At 37.7% G+C, this 20214-nt stretch carries 19 protein-coding genes; 11 read left to right on the plus strand and 8 right to left on the minus strand.

Annotated features, from left to right (window positions below; genetic code table 11):
- Positions 1-77: 77 nt before the first annotated feature.
- A complete protein-coding gene (locus tag IGL86_RS00480) occupies positions 78-557 on the minus strand; it encodes an arginine repressor (protein ID WP_002356125.1) in 480 nt (159 codons plus the stop codon).
- Between the two features lie 218 nt (positions 558-775).
- Here IGL86_RS00480 and IGL86_RS00485 point away from each other — a divergent pair, with 218 nt between their 5' ends.
- From IGL86_RS00485 to IGL86_RS00510, 6 genes are all read left to right on the plus strand, one after another.
- A complete protein-coding gene (locus tag IGL86_RS00485; RefSeq protein WP_016618550.1) occupies positions 776-1288 on the plus strand; it encodes an arginine repressor in 513 nt (170 codons plus the stop codon).
- A gap of 296 nt (positions 1289-1584) precedes the next feature.
- Positions 1585-2811 carry an arginine deiminase gene (gene arcA / locus IGL86_RS00490; RefSeq protein ID WP_002356129.1) on the plus strand — a complete coding sequence of 409 codons (1227 nt, stop codon included), beginning with the start codon at positions 1585-1587 and terminating at the stop codon, positions 2809-2811.
- Between the two features lie 25 nt (positions 2812-2836).
- Positions 2837-3859: an ornithine carbamoyltransferase gene (argF, locus tag IGL86_RS00495; RefSeq protein WP_160747730.1), complete on the plus strand. Its 1023-nt coding sequence runs from the start codon at positions 2837-2839 to the stop codon at positions 3857-3859.
- A gap of 105 nt (positions 3860-3964) precedes the next feature.
- Entirely contained in the window at positions 3965-4897 is a 933-nt protein-coding gene (gene arcC, locus IGL86_RS00500; protein WP_002356132.1) for a carbamate kinase, read from the plus strand.
- A gap of 24 nt (positions 4898-4921) precedes the next feature.
- A complete protein-coding gene (locus IGL86_RS00505; protein ID WP_002363490.1) occupies positions 4922-5614 on the plus strand; it encodes a Crp/Fnr family transcriptional regulator in 693 nt (230 codons plus the stop codon).
- Between the two features lie 47 nt (positions 5615-5661).
- Positions 5662-7113: a YfcC family protein gene (locus IGL86_RS00510; protein WP_002383451.1), complete on the plus strand. Its 1452-nt coding sequence runs from the start codon at positions 5662-5664 to the stop codon at positions 7111-7113.
- A 90-nt stretch (positions 7114-7203) separates the two neighbouring features.
- Here IGL86_RS00510 and IGL86_RS00515 read toward each other — a convergent pair whose 3' ends face one another.
- Both IGL86_RS00515 and IGL86_RS00520 read right to left on the minus strand, forming a co-directional pair.
- Positions 7204-7884: a type 1 glutamine amidotransferase domain-containing protein gene (locus IGL86_RS00515; protein ID WP_002414088.1), complete on the minus strand. Its 681-nt coding sequence runs from the start codon at positions 7882-7884 to the stop codon at positions 7204-7206.
- Positions 7881-8216 carry an ArsR/SmtB family transcription factor gene (locus IGL86_RS00520; RefSeq protein WP_002356136.1) on the minus strand — a complete coding sequence of 112 codons (336 nt, stop codon included), beginning with the start codon at positions 8214-8216 and terminating at the stop codon, positions 7881-7883. Before IGL86_RS00520 ends, IGL86_RS00515 begins: the two co-directional genes overlap by 4 nt.
- A 179-nt stretch (positions 8217-8395) precedes the next feature.
- On the opposite strand from IGL86_RS00520, the gene IGL86_RS00525 reads away from it, so the two are divergent.
- The 5 genes from IGL86_RS00525 (at position 8396) to IGL86_RS00545 (ending at position 15591) form a co-directional block, all read left to right on the plus strand.
- On the plus strand, positions 8396-9418 hold the full coding sequence (locus IGL86_RS00525; RefSeq protein WP_033625716.1) for an NADP-dependent oxidoreductase: 1023 nt from the start codon (positions 8396-8398) through the stop codon (positions 9416-9418).
- A gap of 122 nt (positions 9419-9540) precedes the next feature.
- Entirely contained in the window at positions 9541-10344 is an 804-nt protein-coding gene (locus tag IGL86_RS00530) for a ParB N-terminal domain-containing protein (protein ID WP_016630582.1), read from the plus strand.
- Positions 10337-11152, plus strand: coding sequence for a ParB N-terminal domain-containing protein (locus IGL86_RS00535; protein ID WP_002373786.1), 816 nt, complete (start codon positions 10337-10339; stop codon positions 11150-11152). The genes IGL86_RS00530 and IGL86_RS00535 overlap by 8 nt, the downstream gene beginning before the upstream one ends.
- A 234-nt stretch (positions 11153-11386) precedes the next feature.
- Positions 11387-13894 (plus strand): EndoS/ChiA family endoglycosidase, encoded by a 2508-nt coding sequence (locus IGL86_RS00540; protein ID WP_010823365.1) that lies wholly within the window; start codon positions 11387-11389, stop codon positions 13892-13894.
- Between the two features lie 428 nt (positions 13895-14322).
- Entirely contained in the window at positions 14323-15591 is a 1269-nt protein-coding gene (locus IGL86_RS00545; protein ID WP_002367615.1) for a RidA family protein, read from the plus strand.
- Positions 15592-15640: 49 nt separating this feature from the next.
- Here the strand turns inward: IGL86_RS00545 and IGL86_RS00550 are convergent, their stop codons facing one another.
- The 5 genes from IGL86_RS00550 to coaA all read right to left on the minus strand — a co-directional run bounded on the left by IGL86_RS00550 (position 15641) and on the right by coaA (position 20072).
- Entirely contained in the window at positions 15641-16084 is a 444-nt protein-coding gene (locus IGL86_RS00550; protein WP_010707963.1) for a MepB family protein, read from the minus strand.
- Positions 16085-16098: 14 nt separating this feature from the next.
- Positions 16099-16644, minus strand: a complete 546-nt coding sequence (locus IGL86_RS00555) for an ATP:cob(I)alamin adenosyltransferase (RefSeq protein WP_002385445.1) — start codon at positions 16642-16644, stop codon at positions 16099-16101.
- A gap of 150 nt (positions 16645-16794) precedes the next feature.
- The gene (locus tag IGL86_RS00560; RefSeq protein ID WP_002383834.1) at positions 16795-17136 is read right to left on the minus strand and encodes a hypothetical protein; all 342 of its coding nucleotides are present in this window, start codon (positions 17134-17136) and stop codon (positions 16795-16797) included.
- Between the two features lie 138 nt (positions 17137-17274).
- Positions 17275-18837, minus strand: a complete 1563-nt coding sequence (guaA, locus tag IGL86_RS00565) for a glutamine-hydrolyzing GMP synthase (RefSeq protein ID WP_002356158.1) — start codon at positions 18835-18837, stop codon at positions 17275-17277.
- A gap of 311 nt (positions 18838-19148) precedes the next feature.
- Positions 19149-20072, minus strand: coding sequence for a type I pantothenate kinase (gene coaA, locus IGL86_RS00570; protein ID WP_002361524.1), 924 nt, complete (start codon positions 20070-20072; stop codon positions 19149-19151).
- Positions 20073-20214 lie beyond the last annotated feature (142 nt).

Genomic DNA, 20214 nt, shown 5'->3' on the forward strand with positions numbered 1-20214 from the left:
TGAGACGCCTTTTTTTATTTATCTTTAATAAAAATAGCAATGATGTCAAAAAATAGTCGATTTTACTAAGTGATGAATTATGGGTGGTACAAATACTGCTGGAAATAGTTGTTAACTTCAAGGGCATCTTCTTTATTTTTTGAAAGAATTAAGATGGTATCATCCCCAGCGATGCAGCCCAAGATATGAGGGTTGTGGATACGTATGCGATCAATTAAAACCCCAATGGCTTGCCCGTTGCCAGGTAAGACGGTTAAAAGATTTGTGAACTCTATTTGTGTTAAAGAAACACCAGTTTCAATAATAATGTCAACAAGACGTTCTTCATCTGTTTTATATTTTGGACGAAGGGCAGAATTATTCAAGATACGATAATAGGCTTCTCCTTGACCATTGTCTACTTTGTTTAAATTCAGCTCACGAATGTCACGAGAAATAGTTGCTTGTGTGGTGTGAATATTTTCTTTTTCCAATAATGCTAGTAATTCACTTTGTGTATGGATTTCATTTTCTGTGACCAATCGCTTAATCATCGTTTGGCGTTTTAATCGGTTCATTACTTTCCTCCAGTTCAGTTAATCATGCAAAAAAACATCATTGCTGTTATTTAAAACGGTGCCAGTAATTCCCTAAAATCACTGTACAACGTTTTACTAAATTGTGCAAGTCTCACTTTTTTGAATGCGAAATATCCGACAAAATCAATGAGAACCTTTTAGCTAAACGACCCTTTTTCTATTCTAATTAGAGAGATTCTGCTAGTATTGCTTTGTAAATGTCTGGAGGAAGGGTGTTATTTGTGAATAAGCAAACACGCCAAAGTTTGATTAAAGAAATCATTCAAACAACTGTAATTCATAGTCAAAATGAGTTGTTAAGAGAATTAAAAAAGCGCGAGATAAATGTCGCACAAGCAACGATTTCACGGGATTTATGGGAATTAAAAGTCGTCAAAGCATTAGATGATTCTGGCGAGATCCGTTTAACGATTTTTGAACAATTCACTTCTTTAGAAGAACGAAAAAAAGAACAGTTGATACAAGCAATTCGTGAGGTAGTGACCAAAGTTGAACGTGTCGCCTTTTTACTAGTGGTTCATACATTACCAGACAACGCAACATTGTTTTCAGCTGTACTTGATGAAGTGTCTTTGTGTGAAAAGAAATGTTCTGTCGCTGGCTTCGACACTGTTATTATTGTTTCATCATCCGAGGAAAAAGCACAAGAACTAGAGCAGTATTTTCAACAATTTATTCAGCCAACACCTTTGTCAAAAAGTAACGCATAAAAGGAAGGGAGCCAGAAGTCGTTTTGACTTCTGGCTCCCTTCCTTTTACCTATATAAGATTATAACTTTATGAAGTGTGTGGAGAAATAATTTTTTTTGAATAAATGCATTTTTTTTTATTTAATTATGCATTATTTTTTTAGAATATCTATGAAAGCGCATTCTTTTAGGTTGAAAATATGCATAAGAAAGAATACCGTTGTATATTTGGTATTTTGTTTGGCAAATGGCTCACGTCCTAGGTTAATCAGGTCTGTTATTCTGTGTTTGTAATTAAGTTGAGGAGGTTATTTCACATGAGTCATCCAATTAATGTATTTTCTGAAATCGGGAAATTGAAAACAGTGATGTTACATCGTCCAGGTAAGGAATTAGAAAATTTAATGCCAGATTATCTGGAGAGATTGTTGTTTGATGATATTCCGTTTTTAGAAAAAGCACAAGCAGAACATGATGCATTTGCAGAGTTGTTACGATCAAAAGATATCGAAGTGGTCTATTTAGAGGACTTAGCTGCTGAAGCGTTGATTAATGAAGAGGTCCGCCGACAATTTATTGACCAATTCTTAGAAGAAGCCAATATTCGCAGCGAATCAGCAAAAGAAAAAGTTAGAGAGTTAATGTTAGAAATTGACGACAACGAAGAACTTATTCAAAAAGCGATTGCTGGCATTCAAAAACAAGAATTACCTAAATATGAGCAAGAATTTTTAACAGATATGGTTGAAGCGGATTATCCATTCATTATTGATCCAATGCCTAACTTATACTTCACGCGTGATAACTTTGCGACAATGGGGCACGGGATTTCTTTAAATCATATGTATTCAGTAACTCGACAACGGGAAACCATTTTTGGGCAATACATTTTTGATTATCATCCTCGTTTTGCTGGAAAAGAGGTTCCTAGAGTCTATGATCGTTCAGAATCAACCAGAATTGAAGGTGGCGATGAATTAATTCTTTCAAAAGAAGTAGTGGCCATTGGGATTTCTCAAAGAACGGATGCCGCGTCAATTGAAAAAATTGCGAGAAATATTTTTGAACAAAAATTAGGGTTTAAAAATATCTTGGCTTTTGATATCGGTGAACATCGTAAATTCATGCATTTAGATACCGTTTTTACCATGATTGACTATGATAAATTTACGATTCATCCAGAAATCGAAGGTGGTTTGGTTGTTTACTCGATCACTGAAAAAGCAGATGGAGACATCCAAATTACAAAAGAAAAAGATACATTAGATAACATTTTATGCAAATACTTGCATTTAGACAATGTTCAATTAATCCGTTGCGGTGCTGGAAATTTAACAGCAGCAGCCCGTGAACAATGGAACGACGGTTCAAATACATTAGCAATTGCCCCTGGGGAAGTTGTTGTTTATGATCGGAATACGATTACGAATAAAGCGCTAGAAGAAGCAGGCGTGAAATTGAATTACATTCCAGGAAGTGAACTAGTACGTGGCCGTGGTGGCCCTCGTTGTATGAGTATGCCACTTTACCGTGAAGATCTTTAAAAAACACCCAAAAATAGGAGGAATCATCATGAATTCAGTATTTCAAGGACGTAGTTTATTAGCAGAAAAAGATTTTACAAGAGCAGAATTAGAGTATTTGGTAGACTTCAGTATTCACTTAAAAGAATTGAAGAAAAAAGGGATTCCACATCACTATTTAGAAGGAAAAAATATCGCTCTTTTATTTGAAAAAACTTCGACACGGACACGCTCTGCATTCACGACAGCAGCGATTGATTTAGGGGCACATCCTGAGTATTTAGGCGCCAACGATATTCAATTAGGTAAAAAAGAATCTGTTGAAGATACAGCGATTGTTTTAGGTAGTATGTTTGACGGGATTGAGTTCCGTGGGTTTAGTCAAGAAGTAGTGGAAGATTTAGCGAAATATTCTGGTGTTCCTGTTTGGAATGGTTTAACGGATCAATGGCATCCAACACAAATGATTGCGGACTTTATGACAGTGAAAGAAAACTTTGGTCGTTTAGAAGGAATCACTTTAGTATATGTCGGCGATGGCCGTAACAACATGGCAAACAGCTTGTTAGTGACAGGTGCTATTTTAGGCGTAAATGTTCGCATTTGTGCACCAAAAGAATTGTTCCCTTCTGATGAAGTCGTTAATTACGCAAAAGAATTTGCGAAAGAATCTGGTGCAGAATTAATGATTACAGACGACGTTGCTAAAGGTGTTAAAGGAGCCAACGTGTTATATACAGACGTTTGGGTGTCCATGGGTGAAGAAGATAAATTTGAAGAACGTGTCAATCTGTTGAAACCTTATCAAATTAATATGGCTATGTTAGAAAAAACCGAAAATATGGATGGCGATTTAATCGTATTACACTGTTTGCCAGCCTTTCATGATACGAAAACACAATACGGTGAAATGGTTGCTGAAAAATTTGGCATTACTGAAATGGAAATTACGGATGAAGTCTTCCGCAGTAAATATGGTCGTCAATTTGAAGAAGCAGAAAACAGAATGCATTCCATTAAAGCGATCATGGCAGCTACTTTAGGCAATTTATTCATTCCTCGTGTGTAGGAAGCAACTGAAAAAACATTGAAAAAAGAATAGTCGTTTCGCCCTTTAAGAGATTCTTTTGAAGGGCGGCCTATTCTTTATTATGATAGGAAAGAAGGATTTGTAATGGGGAAAAAAATGGTCGTTGCACTAGGCGGAAATGCCATCCTTTCAAATGATGCTAGCGCACACGCACAACAGCAAGCATTAGTTCAAACATCTGCCTATTTAGTTCATTTAATTAAACAAGGGCATCGGTTGATTGTTTCACATGGCAATGGTCCACAAGTCGGTAATCTATTATTGCAACAACAAGCAGCTGATTCTGAAAAAAATCCAGCGATGCCGCTAGATACGTGTGTTGCTATGACACAAGGAAGTATCGGCTACTGGTTGTCCAATGCGCTTAATCAAGAATTAAACAAAGCAGGAATCAAGAAACAAGTGGCTACTGTTTTAACACAGGTGGTCGTAGATCCAGCAGATGAGGCATTCAAAAATCCAACAAAACCGATCGGTCCATTTTTAACAGAAGCTGAAGCCAAAGAAGCAATGCAAGCAGGTGCTATTTTTAAAGAAGATGCAGGACGTGGCTGGCGCAAAGTCGTTCCAAGTCCTAAGCCAATTGACATCCACGAGGCTGAGACTATTAATACCTTAATAAAAAATGATATAATTACCATTTCATGTGGTGGTGGTGGCATCCCTGTCGTAGGACAAGAATTAAAAGGTGTCGAAGCAGTAATCGATAAAGATTTTGCTTCTGAAAAACTGGCAGAATTAGTGGATGCGGATGCACTAGTTATTTTAACTGGCGTGGATTATGTGTGTATTAATTATGGCAAACCAGATGAAAAACAATTAACCAATGTCACTGTAGCAGAGTTGGAAGAATACAAACAAGCGGGTCATTTTGCACCAGGTAGTATGTTACCGAAAATTGAAGCCGCCATTCAGTTTGTAGAAAGCCAACCCAATAAACAAGCAATTATCACTTCTTTGGAAAACTTAGGAAGTATGAGCGGCGATGAAATCGTAGGAACGGTTGTGACAAAATAAAGTATAGTATTTAGGAGAATTAAGATGATGATAGAGAAAATAATCACTAAAAATAATCAAGATTTTCAATACTTTTCTGAATCAGAACTAACAGAATTGCGCAACGAGAGTTTCGTTCGCTCCTATAAAAAAGGCCAAGTCCTTTTTTATCCAGGTGATCCGAGAAATCATTTGATTTTATTGGTTTCGGGTGTCATTAAAATTGAAAAAAATGATCGCAGTGGTAATTTTTCCTATCTGCATTTTATGAAAAAGCAGGCTCTTTTTCCGAGAATCGGACTGTTTCAAGATGAGGTTCATTACGACTCCGCGATTGCCTATACGGATATTGAGGTTGTGTTTGTGCCAGTTAAACTGTTTGAGCGTTTTCTCCAAAATAATCCCCAGCAATTGATTCATTGGATTCAAGAACAATCGGTCCTTTTAAAAGAAAGTATGATCAAAATCCAAAAAGGAACAACCAATGATGCATGTGAACGGATTGTGACATCACTGGCGATGTTATTAAATGATTTAGGAGAACGAATTGACAACAGAGAACGCGTTGCAATTGCTTGTCCAATTACCATTAATGACATTGCACGAATGAGTGGAACCACGCGGGAAACAGCAAGCAGTGTTATGAAAAAATTAGTCCAAATGAACCGTATTAGCTACAGTCATAAATTCTTAACTTTTCTAGATACGCCATTCTTTATTGATCGATTGAGTAATTAATCATAGAGAAGGGAGATACAGGAAAGTAGGTTCCTGTATAAAAGGATATGGCAGAAAAAAAGAAGAAAAACAAAAAACAGCTTTCGTCTTTTAGTATTTTATTTATTATTTTAATTGTTTTAGGTATCGTAACGGTCTTGCTAAATGGCCAGCCATTTACCCCAAGAGAAATTGATGGCAAAATGGTTGACCACGTGGTAGGGGCCAAATTATCGGATATTATCATGGCTCCATTCAATGGGTTTAAAGATGCCATTGAAATTAATATTTTTATTTTAGTACTCGGTGGCTTTTTAAATATTGTGACGCAAACTGGGGCTCTTGAAGCAGGGATTCAATCAGTCGTTAAAAAGTTAAAAGGGAACGAATTGAAAATCATTCCGATTTTAATGATTTTATTTTCTATTGGTGGGTCGACTTATGGAATGGCAGAAGAAACAATTCCTTTTTATGGTTTATTGAGTGCCACCATGGTCGCCGCTGGTTTTGATACGTTTGTCGCAGTGGGGACTGTGCTATTGGGTGCAGGATCAGGTGTTATCGGTTCAACGGTTAACCCTTTCTCCACAGGGGTAGCGATGGATGCGTTGCGAGGTATTGGCATTCAGCCGAATACAGGAATTATTTTAATTGTCGGTGCTATTTTGTGGGCGGCCTCTACCAGCTATTCTATTTTCATTGTGATGCGTTATGCGAAAAAAGTGAAGGCGGACAAAGGTTCAACAATTTTATCTTTACAAGAACAAGAGGATATGGAAAAAACGTATGGACAAGCAGCGTCGAAAGAAATGCCATTTACGAATCGTCATAAAAAAATCTTAATGGTATTCGCTTTCTGTTTTGTCGTTATGATTGTTTCCTTAATTCCATGGAACGACTTTGGAGTGACGATTTTCAAAGGCTGGACGTCTGTTTTAACAGGCAACAGTTTCGGTGACTGGTACTTTGGCGACTTAGCGATGTGGTTCTTCCTTTTAGGGATCATTGCTGCCTTGATTGGTCGCTTTACTGAAAAAGAAACCATTGAAGCATTTATCGACGGTGCCAAAGATATGTTATCCGTTGTTTTAATTATCGTAGTTGCTCGCGGGGCATCTGTTTTGATGTCTAAAACGTATTTAGATTCATTTATCCTTGATAAAGCGGCAGGCTTATTACAAGGACTCTCCCCAGTCTTATTTGTCATCGGTGCCTTTGTTTTATACTTAGGTTTATCTTTCCTAATTCCTTCAACTTCTGGTTTAGCGTACGTTTCTATTCCTGTAATGGGTGCGTTAGCTAAAAACATTGGTTTAAGTCCAGAAGTGATGGTTATGATTTTTGCTTCAGGTTGTGGCTTGATTAATTTGATCACGCCAACATCTGGTGTCGTAATGGGTGGTTTGGAAATTTCCAAAGTTCAATATGCCACTTGGACAAAATTCATGGCCAAACCAATGATTGTCTTAGGCTTAATTAACCTAATTATCTTAATTGGCGCGATGTTACTCTTTAGCTAATCAAAAATTTTTTATGTTAGGGCTTCGGCTTTCGGAAAAAAGAAGAAGCAATGAAACAACAGCGACTACCTAAAAGTAGTCGCTGTTGTTTCATTTTGATAATTGTTGAATTAACAATTTTGCGACAGCGCGGACAGAAAAAGGATTTTGCCCAGTGATTATACGGCCATCTTGATACGCAAATTCTTTATAAGGACGCTTTTTCGCAAAAGTAGCACCATGTTCTTTGGCAATTGTTTCGTTTAAGAAAGGAACAACTGCTTTTTTCATGGCTAAAATTTCTTCTGCAGTAGTGAAGCCAGTAATGGTTTTATCTGCAATCAAATAATTTCCTGACGCATCTTTGACATTTAAAAGGCCAGCAATTCCGTGACAAACAGAAGTTAGGTATTTGCCCTGTTCGTAAAGGCTACGAGTGATTGCTTGCAACTGAGGATTATCAGGAAAGTCCCACATAACGCCATGGCCTCCTGTAAAGTAAATTGCTGCGTATTCATCTGGCTCAATTTCTTCAAGAGAGAGGGAATGTGCTAGCGCTCGTTCTTGAAAATCAGCACTTTCATAAACTGCCATAATGGATGAATCTACATATTTCATACTCCGGGGATCCAAAGGGACATAGCCTCCTTGGGGACTAACATAGTCAACTGAAAATCCTGCTTTGGTTACTTCTTCCACGAACTCCGTGGCTTCACCTAGCCAGAGGCCCGTTGGTTCTTCGGTGCCGTGATAACGGGAGACGTTTGTGAGGACCACGAGAATTTTTTTCATGCTTGCTTCCTCCCTGGCATAATCGACGTAATGTGGGTCAATAGTTGTTGGAGTTGCTCAATTTTGGTGGTATCGTGAGAAAGTGAGTAATAATTTTTAGTTCCTTCACTGCGACAATCAATTAATTTGGCTTGTTTCAAAATTTTTAAGTGGTGAGAAACAGCGGGGCGTGAGAGCTGTGTCGCCTCTGTTAACTCAGTGACACGACGGCCAACACAGGCTTGGTCTTCTAACAGTGCAATAATAATTGCTTGGCGTTTTTCATCACCCAATGCGATTAAAAAATCACTAAGCGCAGTAAATTCTGTTTGAATTTCTTCTAATTCTTTCATATTCTTTCGCCTCTTTGGTTCGTATTTTTAAACGATTAAACCATTTTTCGTGTTTTTTGTCAATAAAATACGCTGAGGGCTGAAACTTGACGTGGATCCCATTCTTCGTTAAGATACTAATTGATTAAAGGTTTAAACTTTTAAACCGATAAAAGGGATAGAAAGAGAGGAAAGATTCAATGATGAAAGCCGCTTTAATTCATAAATACGGACAAAAAGAATTAGCAATCGAGGAGGTGCCCTTACCCACCATTCATGACAATGATGTTTTGGTCAAAATTATCGCTGCCAGTATCAACCCGATTGATTTAAAAACAAAAGATGGCAAAGTAAAGATGCTTTTAGATTATCAAATGCCACTGATTTTAGGCAGTGATTTTGCTGGGATTGTTGTCTCTGTTGGAAAAAAAGTTCAAAATTTTAGGCTGGGCGATGCAGTTTACGGGCGAGTACCCAAAAATCGCGTGGGAACTTTTGCTGAATATATTGCAGTGGATCAAGCAGCTGTAGCTATGAAGCCTAAAAATTTAACGTTTGAAGAAGCTGCGGCCATTCCGTTAGTCGGTTTGACAAGTTATCAAGCGCTACATGATATTATGAATGTACAGCCAGGCCAGAAAGTCCTGATTCAAGCAGGTTCAGGAGGGATTGGAACCATTGCGATTCAATTAGCAAAACTAGCGGGCGCTTACGTTGCCACCACAACGAGTAGTAAAAATAAAGAATGGGTTCAAGCGTTGGGAGCAGATGAAGTGATTGACTATCGGACACAAAATTTTGAAGAAGTTTTATCCGACTACGATTATGTGTTTGATACAATGGGGGGGACAATCTTAGAAAAAGCTTTCTCAGTGGTTAAACCTCAGGGAAAAGTCGTTACATTGTCAGGCATTCCCAACGAACGTTTTGCTAAAGAGTATGGCTTGCCGCTTTGGAAACAATGGGCCTTTAAAATAGCTACCCGCAAGATTCATCGATTGGAGCAAGCCACAGATGTTAGTTATCATTTTTTGTTTATGCGTCCAGATGGCGAGCAATTAGCTTTACTCACTGAGTTTATTGAACAGGGAAAATTACAGCCGATAATTGACCGAGTCATACCTTTTAGCCAAATTCAAGAAGCGGTGGACTATTCACTGACAGGACGAGCGCAAGGGAAAATTGTTGTGAAAATCGCCGAATTAATAAACATGGATGGTTAACCAAAATGTTATTTTAATGTGTTGTTGGTGTTGTATTGATTAAAAAAGAATTGCATTTCTTTTTTTTAGACGATATTATAAAATATATAAATTAAAAATATATTTTATAAGGAGTGAAGAATATGGGAAAGTTGATTGGTAAATTGTATGAAACTAAGGATTATTCAAAATTTAAATTTTTAAAGGGAAATAGAGCAATTCAAGAAAAGCGTAGTTTAATAGAATCTATAGAAAAATCAGGTATTTTAGTTCCTATAGATGTAAATGAGAAATTTGAAATTATTGATGGACAAACTCGTTTTTTGATAGCCAGAAAATTGAATAAGTCCATTCCTTATATTATTTCGAAAGGTCTGAACTTAGATGATGTAATTGAGCTTAATTCGACAATTAAGACATGGAAAATTGGAGATTTCATACGAAAATATTCGATGGATGGTATGAACGAATATAAAAAACTACAGTTTATTGTAAAGAAGTATAAAAATATCTCACCCTCTTCTTTAATATCTTTGGCTATGGGAAATAAACACTATGATGGTAATTCACAAGAATTAGTAAAAACAGGTCAATTTTCATTTTATAACTACAAGGAATTTATAAGATTATTAGATTCTTACGGAAACTTTTGTGAAGAGTTGAACTTGAGAAGTTCACAGCAAACATTTTTTGCTTATGTAGAATTATTTATTGTAAAAGATTTCGATTATTATAGGTTAATTAATGGATTTAAAATAAAAACTAAAAATGTTATAGAAGGAATTTTTCACCAAGGAGTCGTTTTGGAAGAGTTTTTGAAAGCATATAATTATAAATTGCATAGAAATTCAAACAAAGCAATTAAATATGAAATCGAAATTGATGGGAAGCCAGTAATAAGAGATATTCAAAGTATGTTTTTAATAAAGGAGATAAAAAATGGATAGAGAAATGAGTGATATTTATATAACGGAAGAATATGAAATGTTCAGCTTTTTAAGAAGTAATCGTGAAGTTACACTGAACAAGAAATTGGAAAATTCTATTCTACAAAAAGGAATTATTCGACCCATTATAGTAAACTCCACAATGCAGATCATCGATGGGCAACATAGATATAGTATTGCAAGAAAATATGGCTTACCCGTGCCATACTATGTTTCCGTAAACAAAGAAATGAATGACATTATTAAAATAAATAATACAGCATGTAAGTGGCGGGTAATAGACTATATTAATAAATACGTAATTTTAGGAAATGAAGAATACAAAAAGTTAAAAGATTTACATATAGAGAATAACAAAATTCCCTTAGTTGAGTTAGTTTCTGTATGCATGGGATCTTGGACTAGGCAGAATAAAATGATGACAGAAGTTAAGAATGGAATGTTCAGTTTTTACAATTATGAAGAGCTAAAGAATTTATTGAATGAATACAATGAATTGAAAAAAAATACTCAAATTAAAGATGCGGGAGCTGTATTCCAAGCTTATTTTAATTTGTCATCTATAATGAAATACAATCAAAAATGGTTTATAAAAAAGGTAAATGGTTTAGAAATATCAAGAAAAGTATTAGGTATAAGGCAACCTGAAAAAGTTTTAAAATTATTTTTAGAAACATATAATGATAATCTGAAAAAAAATTCAAATATAAATCATGATATGCGATATCATTTAGATTTAAAGCATAGAGCAGTTATTGATGATGAGATAAATTTCAAACGAGTAGATCCCAAAAAATTCAAACAGTGATTATTTATTGGTTAATCACGACTAAATAAAGGAAACTTGCAAGAAAAATAGGCCCATTTTTCTTGCATGTCTCAAAATTTACATTTAAACGCCGTCTAACAAAAGTGATTTTAGGCGGGAAAAGATTTTTATAGAAAATCCTCATTTTTCCAGTTTCTATTTTGCAAATTCGTTATTTTTTGTTATTCTATTGATGGTTGTGTATGCGCTTTCTTTTTAGGTGGATACACCAAAATGAACGGAGTGCAGAAAGGAATGGTGTTCAAAGTGGGGAACAATTTATCGACAAGAAGAGGAGAAAACAGAGAAACAATTGTCAGTTGGCTAGGTCTTTCGTTATTGGTTGGCTTGGCGTTTATCTTATTTAGTCTGTTTCATCAACCAATGGTCAGCCAAGCCAATGAACCGGACCAAGAGAAACATTTTATGGTTTACTATCGGGCTTGGCGTGACAAAACGATGCAAGGAGTTAATACAACATTGCCAGATGAAAATTGGCTAACGATGCACGATATTCCTTATGGTATTGACATTGTGAATGTCTTTAGTTATGTGCCAAAAGGACAAGAAGCACTTGCACAGCCATTTTATGATACGTTAAAAAATGAGTATGCGCCAGCATTACATGCACGAGGTGTTCGTTTAGTTCGTGGGATTGATTACAGCGAGCTATTAAAAGTTCCTTACGCAGGAACAACGCCTACAGAAGCAGAATTTGATGCTTATGCGAAAGAGCTGTTAACCAAATTTGTCGATGATTTAGGAATTGATGGGTTAGATATTGACATGGAAACTCGTCCAAGTGAAAAAGATATTGTGCTATCTAATGGTGTCATTCGTGCATTATCAAAATACATTGGACCAAAGTCGGGAACGGATCGTCCATTTTTGTATGATACCAATGCAGAATATTTACCACCTTTACAAGATGTCAGTGACTGTTTCGATTTTCTCGCGTATCAACAGTATGGTAGCGATGACCAACGCACGCAACGAGCATTAAATAATTTAAGTCCGGTTCTCAATGGGGAACGATTTGTTCCAGGATTAACTTTCCCAGAAGAGCAAGATCGCAACCGCTGGTATGACACAAAAGAGCCGTATATGGAAAGTAACATGTATAAAGTAGCTCGTTATTCTTATGAAAATAATTTAGGGGGCATGTTCCTCTATGCCTTAGATCGCGATGGTCGCACCTATAATGAAGACGATTTAAATCAGATAAAACCTTCTAATTTACTTTGGACAAAAACGGCCATTGCAGAGAGTAAAGGCGTTTCTCTTGCAGAGATGCAAGCGGCTGCGCAGCACTATTTAAAACGAATTAGCTACGCCAACACAGACCTTGAAGCACAAAATAAAGCCGCAGAAGCAGTGACACAAGCAACGACGCTTTATGATGTGAATAAAGCTATTTTAGGTGGCGATTATGGCCAAGGGATTTCAAACACCTATGATGCTGAATTAGAAAAAGGCCTGTTAGCCATTGACTTAACCACTTTATATCGTGTGTTGGATCAAGCAGTTACAGCCATTGAAAAGTCAGAAAGCTATACACCAGAAACGATTCAAGCACTACAAACAACAAAAGAGACAGTCGCAACAGAACTTGCGGGAAAAACGTATACAGCCGCGCAAGTGACTACTTGGCAAACGGAGGTCCAAACAGCTTTGGATAATTTAAAAGAGAAACAAACACAACCTTTAAAAAGTGTCTTTTCCATTGATGCGGGAAGAAAATATTTTTCCGTGGAGCAACTGGAAGAATTAGTGGCCAAAGCCAGTCAAAATGGGTACACAGATGTCCAATTAATTTTAGGAAATGATGGCTTACGGTTTATTTTGGATGATATGTCGGTCAATGTGAATGGTAAAAAATACAACCACAACCGGGTTTCAAAAGCAATCCAACGAGGCAACAACGCGTATTACAATGATCCTAATGGCAACGCGTTAACACAAAAAGAAATGGATCGGTTGTTGGCTTTTGCGAAAGAGCGCAACATCAACATCATTCCCGTGATTAACAGTCCAGGACATATGGATGCCTTGTTAGTGGCCATGGAAAAACTAGCGATTAAAAATCCCGCTTTTGATGGCTCAAAACGAACAGTAGATTTAGGGAACCAAAAGGCAGTGAATTTCACAAAGGCGATTATCAGTAAGTACGTGGCTTATTTTTCCGCGCATAGTGAAATTTTCAATTTTGGTGGCGATGAGTATGCAAATGATGTCGACACAGGCGGTTGGGCAAAACTGCAATCTTCTGGGCGCTACAAGGATTTTGTCGCTTATGCGAATGATTTAGCTAAAATAATTAAAGATGCGGGCATGCAGCCAATGAGCTTCAATGATGGCATTTATTACAACAGCGACGATTCTTTCGGTACATTTGACCCAGAGATTATTATTTCTTATTGGACAGCCGGTTGGAGCGGATATGACGTAGCCAAACCTGAGTACTTTGTTCAAAAAGGACACAAAATTTTTAATACCAATGATGCGTGGTATTGGGTCGCTGGCAATGTTGATTCTGGCATTTATCAATATGACGATGCTTTAGCAAATATGTCGAAAAAAGCATTTACAGATGTGCCAGCAGGCAGCCCAAATCTTCCAATTATTGGAAGTATTCAATGTGTTTGGTATGATGACCCTAGTCGTGACTATGATTTTGAACGAATTTATACGCTAATGGATACGTTCTCGGAAAATTATCGTGAGTATATGGTGGTTAAATAAAACTAGTTAAAGCTAACGAGTTATCTATAAAGACTGATCCTGGGACAAAAATCACTTTGGATTTTTGTCCCAGGATCAAAACCTGATAAACGGCGGGAACAGAACCAACTCCTTCGGAAATAAGCCGAAATTCTCCAAAAATTAAAGAGCAATTTTCGGAAATTTCTTCTTATTTCTCGGAGCTAAACGGTTCTTTCCCGACCTCAGCCTTCTTTAACGGAAGAAGATTTGTTTGAGGGCCAACAATCAATTTAGGAATGCCTTATTGAAATGTTCCTGTTCTTATTGTAGACTGAAAGAAGTGGTGGTGGAAAGCTATCACCATTAATAGAAAAGCAGGAAAATAAAAAGGATCTTGTTGGAAGTTTAACGCTTGAAAATGTAAGCGGAATCATTTTTGTTGGAATGCTAAAAAAGGGAGTAGAGTTATGAGTAATGAAAATATCGTCTTAGCAAGAAATACAGAGCGTGCACCAAAGCATCCTCTCGCAGCCCAAACAGTCGCATTTTCCCACTATAATCATTTGTCGGCACAGTTACCTATTGAGCCAACCTCTGGACAATTGGTAGAAGGTGGCATTCGGGCCCAAGCGACACAATGTTTGAAAAATATCCAAGCGGTTGTTGAAAGTATCAACCATGTGATGAGTGACATTGTCAGAATGACCATTTTTGTCAAAGATATGCGGGATGCTGCCGCAGTTGAGGAGGTCTATGCGGCCTTTTTTACCCATTATTATCCAGCTAAAACAGTGGTCGCCGTCGCAGATTTGCCGTTAGGCGCTTCTGTTCAAATGGAGGCACTTGTTTCAAATGGGGAAGGAACTATCCCTAATGCACCTCAAGCTGGGGATTTAATTAAATTAACAAATCAGACTGTTCAGGCACCAATTGATGCTCTAGCCAGTCAAACGGTCGCGTTTTCTCACTATAACAATCTGTCTGCACAATTGCCTATAGATCCTCAAACGGGCAGAGTTGTGGCTGGCTGTGTTAAAACGCAAACAAAACAATGTTTGAAAAACATAAAAGCCATTTTAACCAGTATTGATGTGCCTTTTGATGATATTGTGAAGGTCAACATTTATTTAAAAGATTTATCTAAGCTGGAAGCTGTCAATCAAGTATATGCCGCTTTTTTCCCGGATTCAGGAATTGCGCGTACGGTCAATTACATGCCAGCACGAACAGTGATTGCTGTTGCTGATTTACCAATGGGCGCGGCGGTGCAAGTAGAAGCGGTGGTTTCTCATGGGGATGGTACGCCACCACAAGCGATTGAAGATCGACATGGATTAATTATTGAAGCAAATAATACAGATCACGCACCGAAGTGTCCATTTTCGACACAAACTGTTGCTTTTTCTCATTACAACCATCTATCAGCTCAGCTACCATTGGACCCTAAAACAAATGCGTTAGTCGCTGGCGGAATCAAGGAACAAACGACGCAATGCTTAGAAAACATCAAAGCGATTATTGAAAGTGTGGATCACAGCTTAGCTGATCTGGTGAAAGTGAATATTTTTGTGAAAGAGATTGAAGAGCTGGCGGCAGTAGATGACGTCTACCAAACGTACTTCCCTGAAGGCACGCCTGCCAGAAGAGTGATTGGTGTGACGGATTTACCAAAAGGTGCCCAGATTCAAATCGAAGCGATTGCTGGGAACGCAGAAGGTACGCCACCAATTGGCTAAACAGTAAAATAAACAAACGTCAGCTGGCTTCAGAAGCCAACTGACGTTTTTAGTATTTAGATAAATCAGTAAAGTAAGTTAATTGCCATTTTTGTGTTTTTTTGGCGGTTTGATTAAGGTTTTGGCACCAAGAAGGATAAAAACGGGCCGCCATTTTGCCTTTTTGTTGATGCGTTTTGAGAATTTTTTGTTGGATTAAACATTCTTTCGGCAGAAGAAAGAGACCTTGCTTTTCCTGATCGTCAATGACAATTGCTAACATTTCAGGGGCTTCCGTTGCATCAAAGGCTTCGTTCTGATTTTGTTGATTTTTTTCCCAGAAGGCTACAAAATAGCCTTCTTTTTTCGGCGTTTTTTTGGCTAAGCGACTGCGGATAAGTTGTTGCGATTCATTAACTTGACATAAAAAGCCTTCATATTCGGCATTTTGTTTTTCTTCGGAAAGCAGGGTGATCGCGCCCACTGCTTTTTCAAGTATTGGTAATGAATTCATCATCTTCCTCCAAATTAAATAGAATAGTTGCGAGAAACAAAGGGAACTTCTTCACCATTTTCGAGCTGATTTAGGTACAAAGCTAACATGAAAAAGTAACCTGAGAGTAAGTTGACTACATCATACAGCTGCGGATCAATTTTTTTACCACCATAGTCCATGCGATAAAGCAAACGAACAATATCTTTGGCTTTGGCTCTTAAAATGTGTGCATAAGAGGAACAGATTGTGCCCATCGGTAAAACAAAAGGACGATTTTCTTCGTATGTCAGTTCATTCATAGCATTGACACGTTCCAAAAGCCAGGCTATTTCTTCCTCTGTGACTGTTAATTTTGTTCGGGTCGTTGGATTGACATGGTAGATTAACTCGCAAATTTTGGCTAGTTCTTCTGTTAGTGCAGGCTGTTCAGGGACGTCTAATTGTTGCACATATCCTCGTAGAAGACCTGTCATCGAGGCCAATTCATCAGTCATTAATTCAAAATCACATCGTAAATCTTCTGGTTTAGAAGATAGATACGGGTACGCTTCATACGGACTGCGGTACATTTTTTCCATTCAATTTCCCTACTTTCTAAAAATAAAAAGCCCTCAAAAAGAATGCACGAAAGCCAATCTTTTTGAGCGCCGTTGCTCGACTGTTCATAGTACACCATTGTACTTGCTAAGGTAATCATAGCCAAGAGTGAAGGGAGAGTCAAGGGGGAATCAAAGTTGGAGAAAGAAAATGAAGCTAAGAATTACCAGAAGTAAACCAATCAATAAACTGACAAAACCAGAGATTTGACCCAATCGTTGTTGGGTAGAAGAAGGTTGATCGGTAACAGTGAGCAAACTTGAGAAAAAGTTCATTTTTTTCACGAGTATTAAATACGCAACAATAAGCAAAAGAATACCCGAAAAAAGGTACGAAAGGGGCTCAGAAATAAATTTTTGGGCACGAAGTAAAAAAATTCCTATGAAGAGGACAACAAAACCATACTTAAGAAAAGTTGCTTTTGACATGTTGAAATCGCTTCCTTTTAATTGATGAATTTTATTAATAGCCACTATTCTTATGATTAAATTATAGGACTTTGAGGGCGGTGGAGCAAAGGAAAAACGGAGAATGGTGGGAGGAAAGTGTGATAACACAAAAGAAAACCCGCTAGAAACACCTATAAAATAGGTTTTCTAGCGGGTTGATTGTTATTCCCACTCCACAGTTGCAGGTGGTTTTGAAGTAATATCGTACACGATACGGTTTACATGTGCAACTTCGTTCACGATGCGCACAGAGATTTTTTGTAAAACATCCCAAGGGATACGGGCAAAGTCAGCGGTCATGCCGTCGATAGAAGTCACAGCACGGATACCGACTGTGTAATCGTAGGTACGGCCATCGCCCATAACGCCTACTGAGCGGATGCCAGGTAAGACAGTAAAGTACTGCCAAATGTCACGATCTAAGCCAGCTGCTGCGATTTCTTCACGTAGGATAGCATCTGAATCACGAACGATTTGTAATTTATCTTCTGTAATTTCACCAAGCACACGAATACCTAATCCTGGTCCTGGGAATGGTTGGCGCCAAACGATTGCATCAGGCATGCCAAGTTCAGTTCCTAAGGCACGAACTTCGTCTTTGAATAATGTATTTAAAGGTTCAATTAATTCAAATTGCATGTCTTCAGGAAGACCACCAACGTTGTGATGTGATTTAATTGTTTGCGCAGTTTCTGTACCAGATTCGATGACGTCTGTGTAAAGAGTTCCTTGTGCTAGGAATGAAACGCCTTCTTCCCCAGCAAGTTTAGTTGCTTCGTCATCAAAAACATACACAAATTCGTTACCGATGATTTTACGTTTTTGTTCAGGGTCAGAAACGCCTGCTAATTTGCTTAAGAAGCGTTCTTTCGCATCTACTTTAATAATGTTTAAGCCAAATTTACCGCCTAAACTTTCCATTACTTGCTCTGCTTCACCTTTACGTAATAATCCATGGTCAACGAAGATACAAGTTAATTGGTCGCCAATGGCTTTTTGTAAAAGTACGCCGACAACACTTGAGTCAACGCCACCTGATAAACCAAGTAAGACTTTTTTATCGCCTACTTGTTCACGGATTTTAGCGACTTCCATATCGATGAAGTTTTCCATGCTCCAGTCACCAGTACAGCCACAAACATCAAAAGCAAAGTGACGTAATAAGTCGTTACCATATTCTGAATGACGAACTTCTGGGTGAAATTGTACGCCGTAGAATTTGCGGTTGGCATCTTCGATAGAAGCGATTGGACAATCATTGCTTGTCCCAACTTTTTCGAATCCAGGAGCGATTTCTGTTACTAAATCACCGTGGCTCATCCAAACGGTTTGTTTCGCAGGTGTTCCTTGGAATAATGTCGCATCACCAAGGATTTCTAATTCTGCTTTTCCGTATTCACGGTTTGCGGCAGGTTCTACTTTTCCGCCTAAGTTATGAGTCATTAATTGCATACCGTAGCAGATGCCAAGAATGGGAATTCCTAACTCATAAATTTCTGGATCAATGCTAAAAGCATCTTTGTCATACACGCTGTTTGGTCCACCTGAGAAGATGATTCCTTTAGGCGCGATTTTGCGAATTTCTTCTGCCGTAGTTCGGTGGCTTAATAACTCAGAGAATACGCCAAATTCACGAATACGACGAGTAATCAATTGGTTAAACTGACTACCAAAGTCTAAAACAATAATTTTTTCGACAGATGTCAAATCGGCAACGTTAGTCACGTCTATTACCCCTTATCCATTTAAATTTATCTAAAGAAAAGGCGGTTAAAAAGTGGTCAGCACCAAGAATTAAGAAAGGATTTTCAAAAATTGTTTTACGATTTTTAGAAAATTTTGGCTTAATTCCGCAGGGGCTACTTTTAAACAGCCGAGAATCAGGCGATTAAAAAGTGGTTCACTTTTGTTCCGTACTCTTCTTTGTCTAGCTATACTTATTAAAACATTTTACTCCTTGAAAGTCATGCATTCTGCTGAAAATTTTCAAGGATATTTCTACAAAAGATACAGGATATTTCTTAGCTCGTCAACCCTTAATATTTACGTAGATAGATTTGGTCAATCAAATGATTTTCCGTTTTATGCAAAATAATGTCCGCACGTCCGCGCGTTGGCAAGATATATTCCTCCAAGTTCGGTAAGTTCACGGTTTTCCAAACATTCCGTGCCATGGCGAAAGCATCTTCTCGTTTGCCAATTGCATATTGGTAATAATAATTATTAGGATCTAAGAAAGCCGTATCTAATAAGGCCCCAAAACGTTCTAGGTACCATTTTTCAATTAAGGCTGGATCGGCATCCACAAAAATAGAAAAATCAAAAAAATCACTCACATAAATTTGTTGATTGGCGGGTAACTGTAATGTGTTAATGCCTTCAACAATCAAAATATCTGGTTGTTGAATCAACTCATATTCGCCTTCGATAACATCGTAGACACTGTGAGAATAGACGGGTGCTTTAATTTCGTCTTTGCCGCTTTTGACTTCGTTTAAGAAATTAATTAGCTTCTCCATGTCATAACTTTCAGGAAACCCTTTTCGGTCCATCATTCCTTGTTCTTCTAACACTTTATTGGGATACAAAAATCCATCCGTTGTAATGAGTTGAACGTTTCTTCGTTTAAACGTTCGGGCCAGAATTCTTTGCAAAAGACGAGCGGTGGTGCTTTTACCAACGGCGACACTGCCGGCAATTCCAATGATGAATGGTGGTACAGAGACATATTCATGTAGGAATAATCCTTTGCTAAGTGTTAGCGATTCAAATTCTTTCATGTATAAATGAATAAGATGCGTTAAGGGTACATAAATTTCTTGTACATCTTTTAGTGAAATTTGGTCGTTCACACTTTTAATGTTATCCAATTCTGCTTCGGTTAACGGTGCTTTGCCGTCATGATAAAACCCATGCCATTCTTCTCTGGAAATTGGGTAGTAATTCATTTTATCGTCCATTGTTCCTCCACCAAACCCTGTTCAATCTTTGTACATTTTACCATAATTTCACAAGGGAAACACAGGATTTTACAAAAGAATTCCCTTCTTCGCCAATTTATGATGAAAATGGTATCATGAAAAGAGAAAACTGTTAGAAAAG

The organism is Enterococcus sp. DIV0774 (assembly GCF_050539095.1).
In the GTDB taxonomy this organism is placed as follows: domain Bacteria; phylum Bacillota; class Bacilli; order Lactobacillales; family Enterococcaceae; genus Enterococcus; species Enterococcus faecalis.

What these genes read in the sequence shown, in the direction of transcription:
- IGL86_RS00505 (WP_002363490.1), top strand. Translation starts at nt 4,922, where the DNA reads ATGATGATAGAGAAAATAATCACTAAAAATAATCAAGATTTTCAATAC.
- IGL86_RS00480 (WP_002356125.1), bottom strand. Translation starts at nt 557, where the DNA reads ATGAACCGATTAAAACGCCAAACGATGATTAAGCGATTGGTCACAGAA.
- IGL86_RS00535 (WP_002373786.1), top strand. Translation starts at nt 10,337, where the DNA reads ATGGATAGAGAAATGAGTGATATTTATATAACGGAAGAATATGAAATG.
- coaA (WP_002361524.1), bottom strand. Translation starts at nt 20,072, where the DNA reads ATGGACGATAAAATGAATTACTACCCAATTTCCAGAGAAGAATGGCAT.
- IGL86_RS00515 (WP_002414088.1), bottom strand. Translation starts at nt 7,884, where the DNA reads ATGAAAAAAATTCTCGTGGTCCTCACAAACGTCTCCCGTTATCACGGC.
- IGL86_RS00485 (WP_016618550.1), top strand. Translation starts at nt 776, where the DNA reads ATGTCTGGAGGAAGGGTGTTATTTGTGAATAAGCAAACACGCCAAAGT.
- IGL86_RS00555 (WP_002385445.1), bottom strand. Translation starts at nt 16,644, where the DNA reads ATGGAAAAAATGTACCGCAGTCCGTATGAAGCGTACCCGTATCTATCT.
- IGL86_RS00520 (WP_002356136.1), bottom strand. Translation starts at nt 8,216, where the DNA reads ATGAAAGAATTAGAAGAAATTCAAACAGAATTTACTGCGCTTAGTGAT.
- IGL86_RS00510 (WP_002383451.1), top strand. Translation starts at nt 5,662, where the DNA reads ATGGCAGAAAAAAAGAAGAAAAACAAAAAACAGCTTTCGTCTTTTAGT.
- IGL86_RS00540 (WP_010823365.1), top strand. Translation starts at nt 11,387, where the DNA reads ATGAACGGAGTGCAGAAAGGAATGGTGTTCAAAGTGGGGAACAATTTA.
- IGL86_RS00530 (WP_016630582.1), top strand. Translation starts at nt 9,541, where the DNA reads ATGGGAAAGTTGATTGGTAAATTGTATGAAACTAAGGATTATTCAAAA.
- arcC (WP_002356132.1), top strand. Translation starts at nt 3,965, where the DNA reads ATGGGGAAAAAAATGGTCGTTGCACTAGGCGGAAATGCCATCCTTTCA.
- IGL86_RS00550 (WP_010707963.1), bottom strand. Translation starts at nt 16,084, where the DNA reads ATGAATTCATTACCAATACTTGAAAAAGCAGTGGGCGCGATCACCCTG.
- IGL86_RS00545 (WP_002367615.1), top strand. Translation starts at nt 14,323, where the DNA reads ATGAGTAATGAAAATATCGTCTTAGCAAGAAATACAGAGCGTGCACCA.
- IGL86_RS00525 (WP_033625716.1), top strand. Translation starts at nt 8,396, where the DNA reads ATGATGAAAGCCGCTTTAATTCATAAATACGGACAAAAAGAATTAGCA.
- arcA (WP_002356129.1), top strand. Translation starts at nt 1,585, where the DNA reads ATGAGTCATCCAATTAATGTATTTTCTGAAATCGGGAAATTGAAAACA.